We start from the raw sequence: 14362 nt of genomic DNA, 5'->3' as shown, positions 1-14362 counted from the left end.
TTAGGCTGCGACTATACATACTGTTGAGCAAATCGATAAGCAGAATAGTGTTTCAATTACACTTATTTACTCTACTTGCTAATACCCAGGAATTTGAAATTCCTCCTCCTCATTCATTGTGATTAAATCACGGGCTTCATTGAACAAACTAGCTCTTATATTTGTTTCAGTATTATTGGCTAAGTGAACAATATCTTCTTTATGAGAGTGTCGTAGAATTATTTTAACATCTCCTTTTTCCAATATTGAACTCTCTGAAAGCCTTATCTCTAAAGGTTTGGTGACTAAATTCGTCTTAAGACTATGTTTACTCAGAGCTTGAGAAAAAAGTGGTAACATGACTTCTTTGTAAAGAATATCATACTTAATGAATCCAAATGAGTTATTTTTTTGGATAAATATATTTGGCATTAGATCCCGCTCAGGATATACAAATCGGAATGCCTCGAAAATCTCTAATGCAATAATTGAGGCTTGAACAACGTCTATCTGATTAGCTAGATAAGGTATAGAAGAAAAACTTGTCTTGTCAAATTGAACTTCTGAATTAAAGAACCTATCATGAAAAACCTCATTTCTGAAAGTTTCAAATTCTTGCAATTTTGGGAATATTCCTGAGCTATAAAAAATTTTCTTTTCAATCTCTAGTAGTTCAAAAACTGCTGTGAGGCGAGCGTTTAGGTGTTTTCCTCTAAAATTTTTGAAATCCTTATCTTTAAGAAAACAAGCAATTTTTAGCAATGTGTTTATAAACGCTTCAATAGCAAGAAACCAAAAACCAACTGCACTTATGGAAACATTTCCCTGATTGATTATGTCTTTTGATTGCTCCAGTTGCTCAAGATTCTGACATGAAAAGTAGAAAGCTTTAATTGAATAGTAAGGATAGGTAATTAGAAGCATAGAAGATTCATCATTTCCCTTTTTAGGGAACCAAGCATAAATCTGACCGATATTATCTTTTCTGAGGTCTTCCAATTTCATATTAGTGATTGGCTTCCAAAGCCTAGTAATTGATAATTGAGCGTAGACGCATAGAGCCTGTGGCTAGAGAGATTTACAGCTTACTGGATCGGTCATTCACCTAAGTGTAAACCCAGATCCTCATCCTCTAGAAGCATCTCAATAACTTCACGTAAATTTTCCTGCAATTCATCCAAGGTTTCGCCTTGAGAATGCGCTCCAGGAAAGCCAGGGACATAGCCAACATAGAACTTAGTGTCAGGATCTCTTTCAACGATCGCAGTAAAAGTTTTCATATCACAATCATCGACAACGCTCACTTACAGCTTACTGGATTAGTCATCCACCTGAGCGATTGCCCAAAAGATAAATTTGGGTGAAATGAGGGATAAATAACCTATTCCTAATGTCTTATTCCCAATGCCTTATATTCAAAACTCGTAGCGTAACACACTAAAACTTATAGAAACAGTGCGTTAGGCTTGCGTTAATACAACTCCCACAAAACAGCAATTTACACGGTAAGCTTGTGTCTGATTTAGCGCTACATAATTATCTCCCTCGCGTTCCCGATGCAGCATTGCAAGAATACATAGAATGGTGTGTTTTAGAGCAAGCTCAAGCCGCAGAATGTAACTTTACTCCTGATAGAAGTAAGTTAGATAATTTGCCACCAGAGGACTACGTTCCTAAACTTGTCGAGCAGTTCATGAAAGTTAAACCAGACCCAATTAAAGCAGGTTTGGTAGCTGCGATCGCTGGCAAAGAAGCTGACAAACACGCTTTATCTGGTTTAGCGATCGCTGCTGATTTTGTATCTCTTTATGTCAAGTACTTAATTCCTAAAGAGGGAAGTACTAAAGAGCAGGCTGAAGAGATATTAACTCAAGCATCACAACATCAGTATGAGAAACTGACTGAAGTTGCCAAAAAACATGGTGTAGCTTTATAGTTTCCTGCTGATAAATTATTTTTCAGAGGCTTTGTCTGTCCCATCAGTCAGAGCCTCGTATTTTGCAGATTATGGCAATAACTCGAAATAATCACAGTGTCTCGGACGAACAAAACCAAAGTCACGACGGTCAAGCGTCAAGATGCGATTGATGTTCTCTCTCTCTGCAAGTGCAATAATCGTTGCATCTGTAAAATCAAGCTGACTATCAGCATATTGTTCCAGAATTTCATTAACTCGCTCTAAATCTTCAAAGTGAATTGATTCCAGTCGAATATCGCTAGCAGCAAGTTCAACCAAAAAATGACGCATTATTTGATGTCCCAGTCTAGACGAAATTAGATAACAAACTTCGGGAAGAACAGAGGTTGGTAAAATTAATGGTTCACTCAACGTCTTTGCGACAGTAAAAACACGAGAGTGATTGCGATCGCTCTTGTTAGTAAGTGCAAATAAGAAACTTGTATCCAAGATTGCTGTCATGTAGGATCATCTGCTTTAAGACCCCAACCACGCACAGAATCAATCTCATTTTTTAATATATCTTCATCTTGTTCTGAGACATCAGTTTCCATAGAAGCTCCTAATCCTGCAATAGACATTAGAAAAGAAGATTTATTGTTGTCTACTTCTTTTTCTTTTGTTGATTTATATTGAAGATATTCAAGAAAGCTTGCGAGTTCAATTAATGTTTCATCCGGTAGAGCATTAACTGCCTCAATCAATTTGTGCCTATCTGTAGATAAACTATTCATCTGCTTGACATAGGTAAACAAGTACTTGTCAAAATTTTATCTTAGAATTAAGGAAACATATTACAGGTTTTCAGTGGTATGGACAGAATTGTAGTTAACTCTCACATTCATTTCGGTAAACCTTGCATCGCAGGAACACGCATCACAGTACAAAGCATTCTTGAACTGCTCAATGACGGACTTTCATTTGAAGAAATTATCCGAGACTACTATCCAGACCTACAAACTGAAGATATTCGTGCTTGCTTAGGATATGCGATCGCTCTGGTGGCAGCTGAAGACATACGCCTAGTATCTATTTGAGTATGAGATTATTACTAGATCAAGATGTGTATGCTGTGACAGCAAGATTTCTAGTTGATGCCGGATATGATGTCGTTCTTGTTGCTCAGATTGGTCTTTCGCAAGCAAGTGATGAAGAAATACTTAGAATAGCACAGGAACAAAACCGTATTCTCATCACGCGAGATAGAGACTATGGAAATCTTGTTTTTGTTAGAGCAATTGGATCTGGAGTCATCTATCTCCGAATCTTACCTACAACTGTTAATAACGTTCATAACGAATTGGTACGAGTTATAGAAATTTACTCAGAAGTCGAATTGGTAGGCGCATTTGTAGTTGTAGAACCAGATGGACATAGGTTTAGAAAAGTATCTTTGTAAAAGTTAAAAGTGGTCTAACAAGTTACCTTAAACAATTAAACCTCATCCCATGCTAACTATTATTGGTTGCGGTAATCTAAATCGCAATGACGACGCAGTAGGCGTAATCATTGCCCAACGCTTACAAAAATATCTAGCTGAAAACCCTCACCCTCATGTGCAAGTTTATGACTGTGGCACCGCAGGGATGGAAGTAATGTTTCAAGCTAGAGGTAGTAAACAATTAGTAATTATTGATGCAAGTTCAACTGGTTCTGAACCGGGTGCTGTGTTTAAAGTTCCAGGAAAAGAACTGGAAGCTTTGCCAGAACCTAGTTATAACTTGCACGATTTTCGTTGGGATAATGCTTTAGCCGCCGGACGGAAAATCTTTCAAAATGATTTTCCCGAAGATGTGACAGTTTATTTAATTGAAGCGGCAAATCTTGGTTTGGGACTAGAGTTAAGTCCTGTTGTCAAACATTCTGCTGATTTGGTTTTTGAAGAGGTAGCTGCACTTATCAAACAGAATATTAACTAATACAAAATCCAAAATCGAATCACGCCCAATCCCGATAAACAGAAAGTTCATCTACCCTCATTTCAAAAGGTATGCCTTGACTTTCTGGCGGACAAACACGGATTTTAGCACTGTTAACAATTCCATATAGCAATGTCCCCATTGGCACAATTTTTTGTAAAACACGCCAATTAATAACTTGATCGGGACATTCAATTACCAATGTCAGAGCATTGGCGTGGGTTGTGACATACCACCGACAATCAGACAGAAGATTTTGAATGGTGCGATCGCACGCTTCATAAAAGTATCTGCTAATAGAATCCTCTAGTTGTTGCCGCAGTATAATATCTGCCGATGTCGGTTGCATAGGATGTGAGTCATCACCATTGAAGTAATACATCTTTCTAGCCATCTCTCTTTAGTTTCCTGCTTATATTCCAATCACCATTCCATAAAGTACATCTTTATTCGTTTCTAATAATTCTTGGGTTTCATCATCATAATAAGCACCAATCCCACTACACTGAATCCCCAAATAATTACTAGTTAAATAAAGCCTCTGTCCAAGAAAACCAGCCATTTGCATAGCAGTTTGATAGTTTAAATAATCTGACACAAAAAATAAAGTTACAGCGCTATCTCTAGCAATAGCCTGATTAATACATAAGTAACCTGTCTTTTCACTAAAGTTACCCGCTTTAACCAGATACGTACCTTTATATAACCCAGGTGTCATTCCTTCTACTCGATGCACCACTGAGTAAATTTCTATTTCCTCATAGTTTTCTGTCGGTATTGACTGCTGAAGTTGTTGTACTACATATAAATAATCTTCTTGAGAAATAGACTCTTTCCGGAAACGTCTAATAGAACGTCTATTCCAAACAGTTTGAGAAAATTTATCCTTGTCGAAGTGAAATTGAGGATACTCTAATTTATGCTGACGACTCTTTTGTAGAGTTGTTGCTTGATAGGCATCTTCAATAAATTGATTGGATTCAAAATAATCAGTACCAGAGACAAAAGGAACTTTCAGCCTTAAGCTTCTGATTTTCTTGTCTTGTATTTCTCCTGACACCGCACAAGCAGTAATAAACTCCTTATTCTCAAAACCCAAATCTGAATTGAGAGCAAGTTTATCAAAGTCAAAGATTAGTTGTATATCTCGGTTGTGGAGAAAAGCTGAAGCTGCGATCGCACCTAAATGGTGTCCGCTATCTAAGAAGCAATATCTTATGCTTCTATTTTGATATTTCCAGCTAGACCTATAATAAACACAACTAATTAAAAAGATGAATCCGTTGATACATTTACCCGGTATAATATAATTCTCTAACCCATCATCAATTAATTCATAGATGAGAGTTAGACAATTATTCTCAACTTCTAGATGGTATATACCATTTACCATTCCCTCAATCCCGCGAACCTGTACGTAAACTTCCGTAGGATACAGAGCGCCTGCTGATGGATTCACCCGCAATTTATAAGGGCCATCTTTATATACTTTTTCCAGTGTTATCGCACTAGTTAAGGAGATAAAAGAATGAACAGGATTATTGAGATTTAATTTCACTCTCCGATAAAACTTGGGATAAACTTTAAATGGAGATGGCTGTGTTGAAGCATCTACATAATTTGGATCGAGTTGTACCGATAAGTAAGAATGCTTGCTAGCGTCATGATAAGCTTTGCCCGATATCTGACTTGATGGCATTTTTAAGTATCCTTAAGACTTCTACGTTGCTAGCAAAATCTATTGCTTTATAATCGTCTAAGTTTTTTAAATATAAATTAGGCTGATGTTCTAAAAGTAACTTGACTACTTCTGTTTTTCCGGCTGAAGCTGCATACATTAAAACAGTTGCACCATTATCATTTTGATTGTCAATGTTAATGTTGACAGACAACAGTAAATTAATTAAATCGTAGTGATTACCAAAACAAGCAAACCACAAAGCATTGTTGCGATCGCTATTTCGAGCATTGATATCCGCACCTGCATCAATTAGTTCTTGAACGACTGCATAAACTCCTTCTCTTGTCGCTTTCATTAAAGCTGTATCGCCATTTTCACCTGGCTGATTTAAATCGCTAGAATTATAGCCTTTTGCTATTAGCCATTGGATTGTAGCTTCACTCAAATTTTGACTTTTGGTTCGATTCATAAGTACTCCTCAGTTAACTTTTTTACTAATATAAATTTGCTTGGCAAATAGAATGGTGAGGATTGCTCACCATTTTTGCAAAAATGTTATTTAAATTCTTTTAACTTACATATATGCTATCAACTTTATAAGTTTAAATTATGAATCATTTATAAAGAACAGCAAACATTCTTCTTAAAAAAGCCTGAAAAATGATGGTAAAGCAGTAATTTTTACAGTTTTCTTACATAAGATAGATTAAGAGCAGATATAGGTAGATTTAGATCCCCGACTTCTTAAAGAAGTCGGGGATCTGCACTTGGACAGTAAGTGCATATATTTTAAAATTTACTGGCAATGATAAGAATATAAAATATTGTCTACATCTTCGATGCTAAGACTTTGTTTATCGGCTAAAGCTTTCAATCTATGGGTAATATCTTTAAGCTGGGATAAATTAAAGGAAAGTCCTAATTCATTAGCTCGGTGATTAACCGCCTGTTTTCCAGCCAATTTATGATTAATTAAAATTGAACGCGTTACACCAAAACTCCGGGGATTAATAGCTTCATAAGTCTCCGAGTTATTGAGCATAGCTTTAGTATGAATACCAGCTTTATGACTAAAAGCACTTTCCCCAAAAACACAATGATTAAAAGGAATAGAAATTCCAACTTTTCTCGCAACTAATTCATGCAAGTAACCAAGTTCTTCCAAGCGATATTTAGACTTAATCTGCTCTGGATTTGTAGCATATAATCTCGCAATGAATGCAGCTAGTGAAGTAATACCATTGCGCTCACCAATTCCCAAAACACAAGTGTCAATATGAGTTGCTCCCGCTTCCAGTGCTGTATAACTGTTAGCATTTGCACATTCTGTATCATTATGACCGTGAAACTCAATATCTAAATTGGTGAATTGACGTAAAGTCTTCACTAATTCAAATACTTGCATTGGCGTAATAATTCCTACTGTATCGGCAATTCCTATGCGTTTGACAACTCCTAACTTTTCAATTTCCGAGTAAATTGTGGTTAAATCTTCTGTAGAAGTACGTGACGAATCCTCAGCCGAAAACCGTAACTCAATATCGGGGGCTTGTTGATGAATAAAAGTTAAAACTTCAGATGCTAAATCAATAATTTGATTAATATTTTTACCATGACTGAACTGACGCATCAAAGAAGAACTACCGATAGTTAAATTAATCCCAGCTACGCCTGTGGCTAAAGCAACTTTAGCATCTTCTAAATGACAGCGAATGTGAGTTAATATTTTGGATGGCAAGCCTAAGCGAGACAATCGTTCACAGTCTTGTCTAGATTGAGGTGAAGCAATTGGTGACGTTAACTCTATATATTCCACTCCAAATGCAGCAAGGGCTTCAGCGATTTCGACTTTATCATCTGAAGAGAAATTGGCTTTGACGAATTGTTCACCTTCACGGAGAGTACTTTCTACAATTGCAAATTCAGATAGCGACATTGAGCAATCCCTATACTAATTCTTACTAAGGATATTCACTTATTAGTTTTTATATTAACAGATTTGCATAATCGAGAAATAATTACTTTGGCTGATTCTTGGGGACTGGTTATAGTATCAATTATAAGAGAGCGATCGCTTGTATCCATCGCTTCTAAAATCTGTTTTGTCGGAACCGAATCATAATTCTGACTCTCTTCCACAAATATTTTTAGTTTTTCTTGTAATTCTACACCTGTAACAACTTGTTTGCTTACAAGTTCTAAGATTTGTTGTTCTTCTTTAGGAGTAAAATAAGCAGAAGCCTCTGGTACGCCCAAACTAGCAAAGTTGCTCAGTACTTCTGGGAGAATTTGCATAGGATCGTCTAATTCTTGATGAGCAATTCGATCAAAAGAATCATGACGTTTTAGGAGCCTTTCTAAACGCACCGTATTTGGTGCGGTCAACATTACAAATTTAGCATTTTTTAAAGCTGTAGCTGCATAGCGAACCTCATTTTCACCACGCAAACTATCGAAAACTAACATAGAGTTGACTTCTTGTGGATTGATGTGTAGAGAAGCTAAAATGTGACCCATTCCACCAGGAAAGTATTCTCGATAAAGGCGAGTATAAGTTAGGCGTTTAATCCGGCAATGTGGTTGCACGAGTTTCTCTTGCATTTTTAACATTGGTGCAATTATCACACGTTCGGTTAAAACACGACGATTAGGTAAAAGTGTAAAATCCAAGCCTTCTTCAGCCAAAGCTTTTGTGATTGTGCTTTTTCCCACGCCAGTCATACCTACTAGAATAAGTAAGGGAAAACTTGTTATTGGCAACCAGTCTTTAGGAACAGGAAATCCTACACCTACAACTGGACTTAAATGTTCAAAAAATAGATTTGGCCTTGTTGTATTAACTTGATGCTGCACAATATAAACCTCTTTTTAGTCTAGTTATTATAAATACACAAATATTTTTTTACCTCAGTATTTATACATAATTAAAATAGCTGTGTTAAATGGATGATAATATCCATCAATAGTTAGTTTTTTTAAATTTTTTATCTTGCTTTTTTCAGTAAATGACCGCTCTGCCAATTTTTGTAATGCTCGTAAAGCAGAAATACCACTGTTAAGTAAATGAGAATTATTTCAAAATTATTAAGATATCTTAAATATAGCTAGTTTTAAAATCAAAACTTGCTAACTTAGCTAAGGTATAAAGAGTTCAAGTTAGTGAATTAAAAACATGGAAATTAGCGCTCGTAATTCTCTTAAGGGTACTGTCAAAAAAGTTGTACATGGTTCAGTTAATACTGAGATAACTTTAGAACTAGCGCCAGGAGTAGAGCTAGTGTCAATAATCACAAAATCATCAGCAGAAAAGCTAGGACTTGCAGAAGGTAAGCAGGCTTATGCCGTGATTAAATCATCAGATGTGATAGTTGCTGTTGATTAAAAAATAGAGTTGGCTTCTTTTGCAAGCCACTCTATTTTTCATATCAAATTGCATTTATATAATATTAGTGACCAAAAGAGTGCAATAGCTTAGTTTAATGTAATTACAGCAATCATATTAGATTTTTAAGAACTGAAAATCATAGATCCCCGACTTATTTAAAAAGTTGGGTATTTTATTTATCATAAATTATTAAGCAAGGCTATACATAAATGCAGAAATGTTGAATCCTGATACAAAACTTTACACAACTAGTTACACTAACTCTAAAAAGTCTAAAATAGTCAACATGACATCATCTCCTCAAACCAATGAACCTAACTGATTTTCTGACACATACAAGATTGTAAATAGCGGAATTTATCTAATAGTGTATGTCCCCATTGTTGTGGGATAGATAATATTTGTAAAATTAGATAAGCTATTAAACTAACATAAATTTGTATGGTGATACCATTGACGTTCTTAGTAATTAACTTGTCAAGTTTTAAATGCATTTTTAAAAACTTCCACAATAGTTCGACTCCCCAACGTAACCGATAAATGTCCCTAATTTCATCATCAGTAACTGCTGCATCTCCTGACTCAGGTAAATTAGTCACTAAGCGAAACTCGGTTTTGGTTTCTAAATCACAAAAATTAATCACTCTATAAGCTTGAGCATTATCAGATACACCAACTTTAACTAACCCAGTTGATTCTTCAAATTCTAGTTTACAATTATTTTTTATCCGCAAGACAAAATATTTGTTTTCTTGTACTAATTCTTGAATAAATTTTAGTCCAGCAAATCCTCTATCCATGACTCCAACAGCATTTATTGGTAAACTAGACATCATTTTAGAACCAAATTTATAATCATGGTCATGCCCAAAATTAATGAAGTTATCTGATGGACTTCCAGTAGCTAGATTTAGAGAACTAAAAAGTTTTACGCTCTGGGTGTCCTAGTATCCATAACAACTTACTGGTGAGAGTAATAATTGTTGAATCTATTGGACAAATTGCATATTTATCATGTAACTTTTTTTGGACTTTCTTCTGTACTAACTCATTTAATTTTTGGTAAATTTCTTGAAAAGGTTTTTGGCTTCGATGTAAGTTTGCTTTAGAGAAAGTAGAAATATCTACCTCAAATCCTGTGTTGTTTAATCTCTTAAACAAATCTCGCATACTTGTTAAACTGTTATCCATAGCATAAGATAACCAGCACTCAAAGAACAGACGACTGTTCAATACCGGATAATCGTTTTTTGGCAGTCCTCTCAAGATACCTTTGACAATCTTGGGAAATGAATTTATAATCACTATCAAATAGATATACTTTAATCTTCCGCCCAAAATTTAACATATTTTGGGCCATTTTTATCGGCTTTTTCTTAACATTCAACACTTTTGACATAAATGCTAATTAATGGAATTATCAATAACGCGAACATAAATCACTCGGACACTTTCTAAATCTAGTACAAAATTTCTGTTATCAATATTGAGCATAAAGGAGGAAAAATCTTGCTTTAAACTGATATGAGTTCCTGTTACTATTCCCATTGATATAAGTTTTTTCAAGATTGTTTTATTCTGAATTTTACAGAAAATTACGATTCCTCGCTCTCCTGTTCTCAATAACTCTAATGAACAGCCAGTAACACTAAAGCTGGTAAACATTTTAATTATAAATTATGAATTGTGAAAGGAAGAAGGAAGTATATTTTCATCCTTCATCCTTCATGTTTTATTTGGTTACTAAAGGCAGCAACCAAAGTAGTAACTTAGACCAGATATGCTTCTTGATGTGTCTTAATTGTGCAATTAGAACGAGGGTAAGTTACACAAAGTAAAGCGTATCCTTTAGAAACCTGATCGTCATCTAAAAAGTTTTGATCGTCTTGATTAACTTCACCTTCGACAACTTTACCAACACAGCTAGAGCAGGAACCTGCATGACATGAAAAGGGCAACTCAATACCATTTTCTTCTGCTGCTTCTAAGATGGTGGTCTCTTCGTCAACTTCAATTGTGGTGTCGATGTCTTCTTTTTTGTTGATTAATCTAACTTGGTAGGAAGCCATTTTCCGATTCTCCTCAAACGTTATACAATTGGTGTAATTTCTGAAGTATTTGAGCAACCTATCCTACTTTTTGCTTCTCTTCTTCTTACAGAGATGCTAAGTTTAGTTAGCTTCTTTATAGGGGTAAGGGATGCAATGCGAATTAGAAGCTACCTTAAGAGCATTGAAATTCTGCGGAGTGCTTCTAAAATTGACTTGGCGCTAACGGAATGATGTTAGCTGCAAGGTACACCAGTAGGCGTACCGTCGTCTGTTTTGAAGGACTTTCCACAACCGCAGGTATCAGTTGCATTGGGGTTGATGAATTTGAAACCGCTTTCCATCACTCCCTCAACGAAGTCAACGATAACTCCGTCTAATAAAGGCGCACTTTTGGCATCAACGTAAACCAGCACTTTGCCTTGCTGACTTACCAAATCATCTGGTTGGGGCTTGCTGGTGATATCGATCGCATATTCATAGCCACTGCAACCACCATCTCTTACCGAGATGCGGACACCTTTAGTTGCGCCATTAGCGTCGGCTGCGGAACCTTTGAGGAATGCCCGCAGATGAAATTCTGCTTTTTCTGATAAGATAACGGCCATGAAGTCTCCTGATTTGTAGCGATTAGTTGTTCTGATTTCAGGTGGGGATTGTCATTTGTCCTTTGTCATTTGTCTTTTGCTAATGACCAATGACTAATGACTAATGACTATTCTGTGTAATACCTGTGGGTTCCATCGAATTGGATTGTGCGTGTCTCCAAGGCGCACTATTGCCGCATACTGGACAAGAGCGATCGCGGTGAGAACGGCGTTTAGCAAATTCCATCCGATTTAGGTCGATTGTCAGCAATTGCGACAATAGAGGCTGACTAAACCCGGTGATCAGCTTGATCGCTTCCAAAGCTGTTAGACAAGCTAGTGTCCCAGAGACAGCGCCTATAACTGAAAAGCCGCGCTGATCCCAATCAGGCTTTTCTGGAAACAGACAAGACAAGCAAGGAGTCACACCAGGAATAATCGTCGTCAGGTAAGCCTCCATCCCATTCATTGCGGCTTCCACCATTGGCTTGCGCGATCGCACACAGGCTTCATTTAACAAATTGCGCTCTGTAAAATTGTGGGCGCAATCAAGAGCCATATCAGCAGATTGCACTAACGAATCTACATTTTCCGGGGTGATGTAATCATGAACAGCTTCCACTTGGACATCAGGATTAATCGCATCCAGAGTTTCTTTCGCTTTGAATACCCTTGGCTTACCTACCCAATCATCAGTCATGAGAACCTGACGATTCATATCATCTTGCCGCAAATCACCACCCCGGACTAAGATTAGCCGCCCAACGCCTGCTACTGCTAAATAAAGCGCCGCCGTACCGCCTAATCCCCCCACACCTGTAACCAAAACTGTCGCTGACTTCAGGCGTTTCTGTGCTGTTTCGCCAAAATTCGGAAGCATCATTTGGCGACGATAGCGTTCTAATTCGGTAGGCGTCAGGTTAACCAATTTATACCTCCTAATCAGAAGTGATTTCTGTCAGTGTGACTACATTTTTTGGCTTGTCGTTAAACACTTTGAACAGCTTTTGTTCATAAGCTGTCGATTCGGTAAATAACTGATAAGCTTTTTGCAAAGCCAAAGAATATTGATTTAATTTCTCTTCTTGACTCAAGTCAGGAGAATTATCATCAATTTCCTGTATGTGTTGAGAAAACTTTTTCAGAATATGTAGACGATGCACATTCACAACTTCTAAGTCGTAGGACATATTAAAGAATTGAAAAAATTCTTCTGCATCTACGAGCTTCTTGAATTCATCAATAGTTCCAGTCATTTAGCATTCTCCAATTGTTTCAGATGTTGCTTAAGTTCATCTAACTGGCGATAGATTTCATAAGTTGCAGCGGCAACATCCATAAGTTGTGTGTAATCTGTTGGCAGACCTTCAGCTAAATCATGCAGATCCATTTTCATTTGACCTGCTTTGCTGTTAAGCCGTCTGATTTTTCCTTGTATTTCCTCAATGCTCGTTTCTTCTGCTTGCACAATCAGCCACTCCTTTTTCAGTGCTGAGTGCTGAGTGCTGAGTTATGAGTTATGAGTTATGAGTTATGAGTTATGAGTTATGAGTTAAAAGTTAGAAGTTAGGAGTTAGGAGTTGAAAGTTATAAATTAATTATATAATTTTTAATTTATAACTATTCACTATTTACTCTTCACTCTTCACTCTTCACTCAGCACTCAGCACTCAGCACTCAGCACTCAGCACTCAGCACTCAGCACTCAGCACTCTTAAAGTTTGCCAACTTCAGGAAAGCGCTTCGCCAAATCAAGACCTTTTTTGACGTAGTTTTCTCCCTCTTCTGCCAGTTTCTCTAGGGAGTCAAAGCCAAAGCGATGAGCATCTCGCAAGGTTTTTACAGCTAGCAAAAGACGACCAGAAAAAACTAGCGCCCAGCCAAATCCTTCATGACTCAAATCAACTACAACCTGGGATATCAAACCTGTTTCTTGTTCAATCCCAGCAGCTACAGCCCGAAAAAATGCCATAATCCGGGCTTGAGTTACTGCATCAACTTCGCCCTCAACGGAAATTTCCCGTTTTTTTTGTTTGGTAACAATAAAGGGTTTGAGAATCAACTCATCCGACCAAGTACGATAAACTCCATAGCTGTCTTGACCACGGATTTGTTTGATTAATATCTTAAGAAAAGGTGAGTTCAAGACTTCAGTTGTAGCGGTTCCGTTAACACTATTATTTGCGGTCATACTGTTGCTTCGTCTTCAATTTCATCAGCAAAGTTTGTGGTTTTTGGCTGCAAAGCTTTACGCAACCAAGGTGGAGGATTACCTTTGAGGGTTTTTACTAGCTTATTTAGCACTTCACTAATTTCTTCTTCTTCCGATCGCGCCTTCACTGGGGTGACACCTTTCTTGATTAACCGAGCGGCGGCGCTACCACCAATTGCTGTTACGTAAATAATCGTACAGTCGCCTATTGACTCAAGTTTTGGGGTGATTTTGTCTTCATTTCCATCTTCCTTGAGTTCACCTTCAAAGGTGAGGGTTTCTACGAAGTGATATCCCTCATCGGTAATTTCGTAAACATCAATCATTTTTGCCCATCCGAAATGAGCATTAATATGAACTCGGTCACTCGTCGTGAAGGCTATTTTCATTGTAATTCTCCTCTCTAAAGTTTTGAATTTTGAATTGGGAAGAAGGAATTCAGGAGTCAGAATTCAGGAGTAAGAACTAAATCTGCATATTTAGTGTTTTTCCCTATGGAAATGCCAAAGTGAAACAATCAGTGGCAGGTTTTCCACTTTCTGAAAAGCATTCTGAATTCTGGATTCTGACTTCTGAATTCTTGAAGAAAAATTC

The 14362-nt window shown here is 37.0% G+C and carries 22 protein-coding genes and 1 pseudogene; 5 read left to right on the top strand and 18 right to left on the bottom strand.

Translation table 11 applies throughout. The features are described from left to right. Positions 1-78 precede the first annotated feature (78 nt). Entirely contained in the window at positions 79-984 is a 906-nt protein-coding gene (locus V7K61_RS12780) for a hypothetical protein (protein ID WP_335053656.1), read from the bottom strand. A 92-nt stretch (positions 985-1076) separates the two neighbouring features. Continuing rightward, complete coding sequence (locus V7K61_RS12775; protein ID WP_335053655.1) at positions 1077-1259, bottom strand: type II toxin-antitoxin system HicB family antitoxin; 183 nt, start codon at positions 1257-1259, stop codon at positions 1077-1079. A gap of 233 nt (positions 1260-1492) precedes the next feature. On the opposite strand from V7K61_RS12775, the gene V7K61_RS12770 reads away from it, so the two are divergent. Beyond that, on the top strand, positions 1493-1915 hold the full coding sequence (locus V7K61_RS12770) for a hypothetical protein (RefSeq protein WP_334696642.1): 423 nt from the start codon (positions 1493-1495) through the stop codon (positions 1913-1915). Between the two features lie 69 nt (positions 1916-1984). Here V7K61_RS12770 and V7K61_RS12765 read toward each other — a convergent pair whose 3' ends face one another. After that, positions 1985-2398 carry a type II toxin-antitoxin system VapC family toxin gene (locus tag V7K61_RS12765; RefSeq protein WP_335053654.1) on the bottom strand — a complete coding sequence of 138 codons (414 nt, stop codon included), beginning with the start codon at positions 2396-2398 and terminating at the stop codon, positions 1985-1987. Beyond that, the gene (locus V7K61_RS12760; protein ID WP_335053653.1) at positions 2395-2670 is read right to left on the bottom strand and encodes a DUF2281 domain-containing protein; all 276 of its coding nucleotides are present in this window, start codon (positions 2668-2670) and stop codon (positions 2395-2397) included. The genes V7K61_RS12765 and V7K61_RS12760 overlap by 4 nt, the downstream gene beginning before the upstream one ends. Positions 2671-2748: 78 nt before the next feature. Here V7K61_RS12760 and V7K61_RS12755 point away from each other — a divergent pair, with 78 nt between their 5' ends. From V7K61_RS12755 to V7K61_RS12745, 3 genes are read left to right on the top strand one after another with little or no spacing between them, the layout of a single operon-like run. Further along, positions 2749-2973, top strand: a complete 225-nt coding sequence (locus tag V7K61_RS12755) for a DUF433 domain-containing protein (protein ID WP_335053652.1) — start codon at positions 2749-2751, stop codon at positions 2971-2973. 2 nt (positions 2974-2975) lie between these two features. Continuing rightward, a complete protein-coding gene (locus V7K61_RS12750; protein WP_335053651.1) occupies positions 2976-3335 on the top strand; it encodes a DUF5615 family PIN-like protein in 360 nt (119 codons plus the stop codon). Positions 3336-3384: 49 nt separating this feature from the next. Continuing rightward, positions 3385-3855 carry a hydrogenase maturation protease gene (locus tag V7K61_RS12745; RefSeq protein WP_335053650.1) on the top strand — a complete coding sequence of 157 codons (471 nt, stop codon included), beginning with the start codon at positions 3385-3387 and terminating at the stop codon, positions 3853-3855. Positions 3856-3874: 19 nt separating this feature from the next. Here the strand turns inward: V7K61_RS12745 and V7K61_RS12740 are convergent, their stop codons facing one another. The 5 genes from V7K61_RS12740 to V7K61_RS12720 all read right to left on the bottom strand — a co-directional run bounded on the left by V7K61_RS12740 (position 3875) and on the right by V7K61_RS12720 (position 8389). After that, positions 3875-4249 carry a hypothetical protein gene (locus V7K61_RS12740; RefSeq protein WP_334843452.1) on the bottom strand — a complete coding sequence of 125 codons (375 nt, stop codon included), beginning with the start codon at positions 4247-4249 and terminating at the stop codon, positions 3875-3877. An 18-nt stretch (positions 4250-4267) separates the two neighbouring features. Further along, a complete protein-coding gene (locus V7K61_RS12735; protein ID WP_335053649.1) occupies positions 4268-5554 on the bottom strand; it encodes a SagB/ThcOx family dehydrogenase in 1287 nt (428 codons plus the stop codon). After that, positions 5517-6005, bottom strand: coding sequence for an ankyrin repeat domain-containing protein (locus V7K61_RS12730; RefSeq protein ID WP_335053648.1), 489 nt, complete (start codon positions 6003-6005; stop codon positions 5517-5519). Before V7K61_RS12730 ends, V7K61_RS12735 begins: the two co-directional genes overlap by 38 nt. A gap of 327 nt (positions 6006-6332) precedes the next feature. Then, positions 6333-7472, bottom strand: a complete 1140-nt coding sequence (locus V7K61_RS12725; RefSeq protein ID WP_335053647.1) for a homocitrate synthase — start codon at positions 7470-7472, stop codon at positions 6333-6335. Positions 7473-7507: 35 nt separating this feature from the next. After that, entirely contained in the window at positions 7508-8389 is an 882-nt protein-coding gene (locus V7K61_RS12720) for an AAA family ATPase (protein ID WP_335053646.1), read from the bottom strand. Positions 8390-8708: 319 nt separating this feature from the next. Between V7K61_RS12720 and V7K61_RS12715 the strand changes: the two genes are divergently transcribed. After that, positions 8709-8918 carry a TOBE domain-containing protein gene (locus V7K61_RS12715; protein WP_094327429.1) on the top strand — a complete coding sequence of 70 codons (210 nt, stop codon included), beginning with the start codon at positions 8709-8711 and terminating at the stop codon, positions 8916-8918. A gap of 317 nt (positions 8919-9235) precedes the next feature. Here V7K61_RS12715 and V7K61_RS12710 read toward each other — a convergent pair. The 9 genes and pseudogenes from V7K61_RS12710 to nifX form a co-directional block, all read right to left on the bottom strand. After that, a pseudogene (locus tag V7K61_RS12710) lies at positions 9236-10226 on the bottom strand (IS4 family transposase). Positions 10227-10325: 99 nt separating this feature from the next. Then, positions 10326-10586, bottom strand: a complete 261-nt coding sequence (locus tag V7K61_RS12705; RefSeq protein ID WP_335053645.1) for a FeoA family protein — start codon at positions 10584-10586, stop codon at positions 10326-10328. Positions 10587-10690: 104 nt separating this feature from the next. Next, entirely contained in the window at positions 10691-10990 is a 300-nt protein-coding gene (locus tag V7K61_RS12700) for a 2Fe-2S iron-sulfur cluster-binding protein (RefSeq protein WP_069069799.1), read from the bottom strand. Positions 10991-11205: 215 nt separating this feature from the next. After that, positions 11206-11577: a HesB/IscA family protein gene (locus tag V7K61_RS12695; protein ID WP_335053644.1), complete on the bottom strand. Its 372-nt coding sequence runs from the start codon at positions 11575-11577 to the stop codon at positions 11206-11208. Positions 11578-11677: 100 nt separating this feature from the next. Then, a complete protein-coding gene (locus tag V7K61_RS12690; RefSeq protein ID WP_099099962.1) occupies positions 11678-12484 on the bottom strand; it encodes a HesA/MoeB/ThiF family protein in 807 nt (268 codons plus the stop codon). Positions 12485-12494: 10 nt separating this feature from the next. After that, positions 12495-12812: a nitrogenase-stabilizing/protective protein NifW gene (gene nifW, locus V7K61_RS12685; protein ID WP_251959881.1), complete on the bottom strand. Its 318-nt coding sequence runs from the start codon at positions 12810-12812 to the stop codon at positions 12495-12497. Further along, positions 12809-13024, bottom strand: a complete 216-nt coding sequence (locus V7K61_RS12680) for a CCE_0567 family metalloprotein (protein ID WP_094327488.1) — start codon at positions 13022-13024, stop codon at positions 12809-12811. Before V7K61_RS12680 ends, nifW begins: the two co-directional genes overlap by 4 nt. Positions 13025-13270: 246 nt before the next feature. Then, complete coding sequence (locus tag V7K61_RS12675; RefSeq protein ID WP_335053643.1) at positions 13271-13747, bottom strand: NifX-associated nitrogen fixation protein; 477 nt, start codon at positions 13745-13747, stop codon at positions 13271-13273. After that, positions 13744-14157 (bottom strand): nitrogen fixation protein NifX, encoded by a 414-nt coding sequence (gene nifX, locus V7K61_RS12670; protein WP_069069804.1) that lies wholly within the window; start codon positions 14155-14157, stop codon positions 13744-13746. Before nifX ends, V7K61_RS12675 begins: the two co-directional genes overlap by 4 nt. Positions 14158-14362 lie beyond the last annotated feature (205 nt).

It is taken from the genome of Nostoc sp. (assembly GCF_036918015.1).
Lineage (GTDB): Bacteria > Cyanobacteriota > Cyanobacteriia > Cyanobacteriales > Nostocaceae > Nostoc.
Note: the sequence above shows the minus strand (reverse complement) of the source record. Positions and strands in the feature narration are given on the sequence as shown.

Excerpts from the sequence above, each read along its gene's own strand:
- V7K61_RS12775 (WP_335053655.1), bottom strand. The coding sequence starts at position 1,259 with ATGAAAACTTTTACTGCGATCGTTGAAAGAGATCCTGACACTAAGTTC.
- V7K61_RS12735 (WP_335053649.1), bottom strand. The coding sequence starts at position 5,554 with ATGCCATCAAGTCAGATATCGGGCAAAGCTTATCATGACGCTAGCAAG.
- V7K61_RS12715 (WP_094327429.1), top strand. The coding sequence starts at position 8,709 with ATGGAAATTAGCGCTCGTAATTCTCTTAAGGGTACTGTCAAAAAAGTT.
- V7K61_RS12740 (WP_334843452.1), bottom strand. The coding sequence starts at position 4,249 with ATGGCTAGAAAGATGTATTACTTCAATGGTGATGACTCACATCCTATG.
- V7K61_RS12745 (WP_335053650.1), top strand. The coding sequence starts at position 3,385 with ATGCTAACTATTATTGGTTGCGGTAATCTAAATCGCAATGACGACGCA.
- V7K61_RS12755 (WP_335053652.1), top strand. The coding sequence starts at position 2,749 with ATGGACAGAATTGTAGTTAACTCTCACATTCATTTCGGTAAACCTTGC.
- V7K61_RS12730 (WP_335053648.1), bottom strand. The coding sequence starts at position 6,005 with ATGAATCGAACCAAAAGTCAAAATTTGAGTGAAGCTACAATCCAATGG.
- V7K61_RS12760 (WP_335053653.1), bottom strand. The coding sequence starts at position 2,670 with ATGAATAGTTTATCTACAGATAGGCACAAATTGATTGAGGCAGTTAAT.
- nifX (WP_069069804.1), bottom strand. The coding sequence starts at position 14,157 with ATGAAAATAGCCTTCACGACGAGTGACCGAGTTCATATTAATGCTCAT.
- V7K61_RS12705 (WP_335053645.1), bottom strand. The coding sequence starts at position 10,586 with ATGTTTACCAGCTTTAGTGTTACTGGCTGTTCATTAGAGTTATTGAGA.
- V7K61_RS12780 (WP_335053656.1), bottom strand. The coding sequence starts at position 984 with ATGAAATTGGAAGACCTCAGAAAAGATAATATCGGTCAGATTTATGCT.
- V7K61_RS12765 (WP_335053654.1), bottom strand. The coding sequence starts at position 2,398 with ATGACAGCAATCTTGGATACAAGTTTCTTATTTGCACTTACTAACAAG.
- V7K61_RS12725 (WP_335053647.1), bottom strand. The coding sequence starts at position 7,472 with ATGTCGCTATCTGAATTTGCAATTGTAGAAAGTACTCTCCGTGAAGGT.
- V7K61_RS12700 (WP_069069799.1), bottom strand. The coding sequence starts at position 10,990 with ATGGCTTCCTACCAAGTTAGATTAATCAACAAAAAAGAAGACATCGAC.
- nifW (WP_251959881.1), bottom strand. The coding sequence starts at position 12,812 with ATGACTGGAACTATTGATGAATTCAAGAAGCTCGTAGATGCAGAAGAA.
- V7K61_RS12750 (WP_335053651.1), top strand. The coding sequence starts at position 2,976 with ATGAGATTATTACTAGATCAAGATGTGTATGCTGTGACAGCAAGATTT.
- V7K61_RS12695 (WP_335053644.1), bottom strand. The coding sequence starts at position 11,577 with ATGGCCGTTATCTTATCAGAAAAAGCAGAATTTCATCTGCGGGCATTC.
- V7K61_RS12675 (WP_335053643.1), bottom strand. The coding sequence starts at position 13,747 with ATGACCGCAAATAATAGTGTTAACGGAACCGCTACAACTGAAGTCTTG.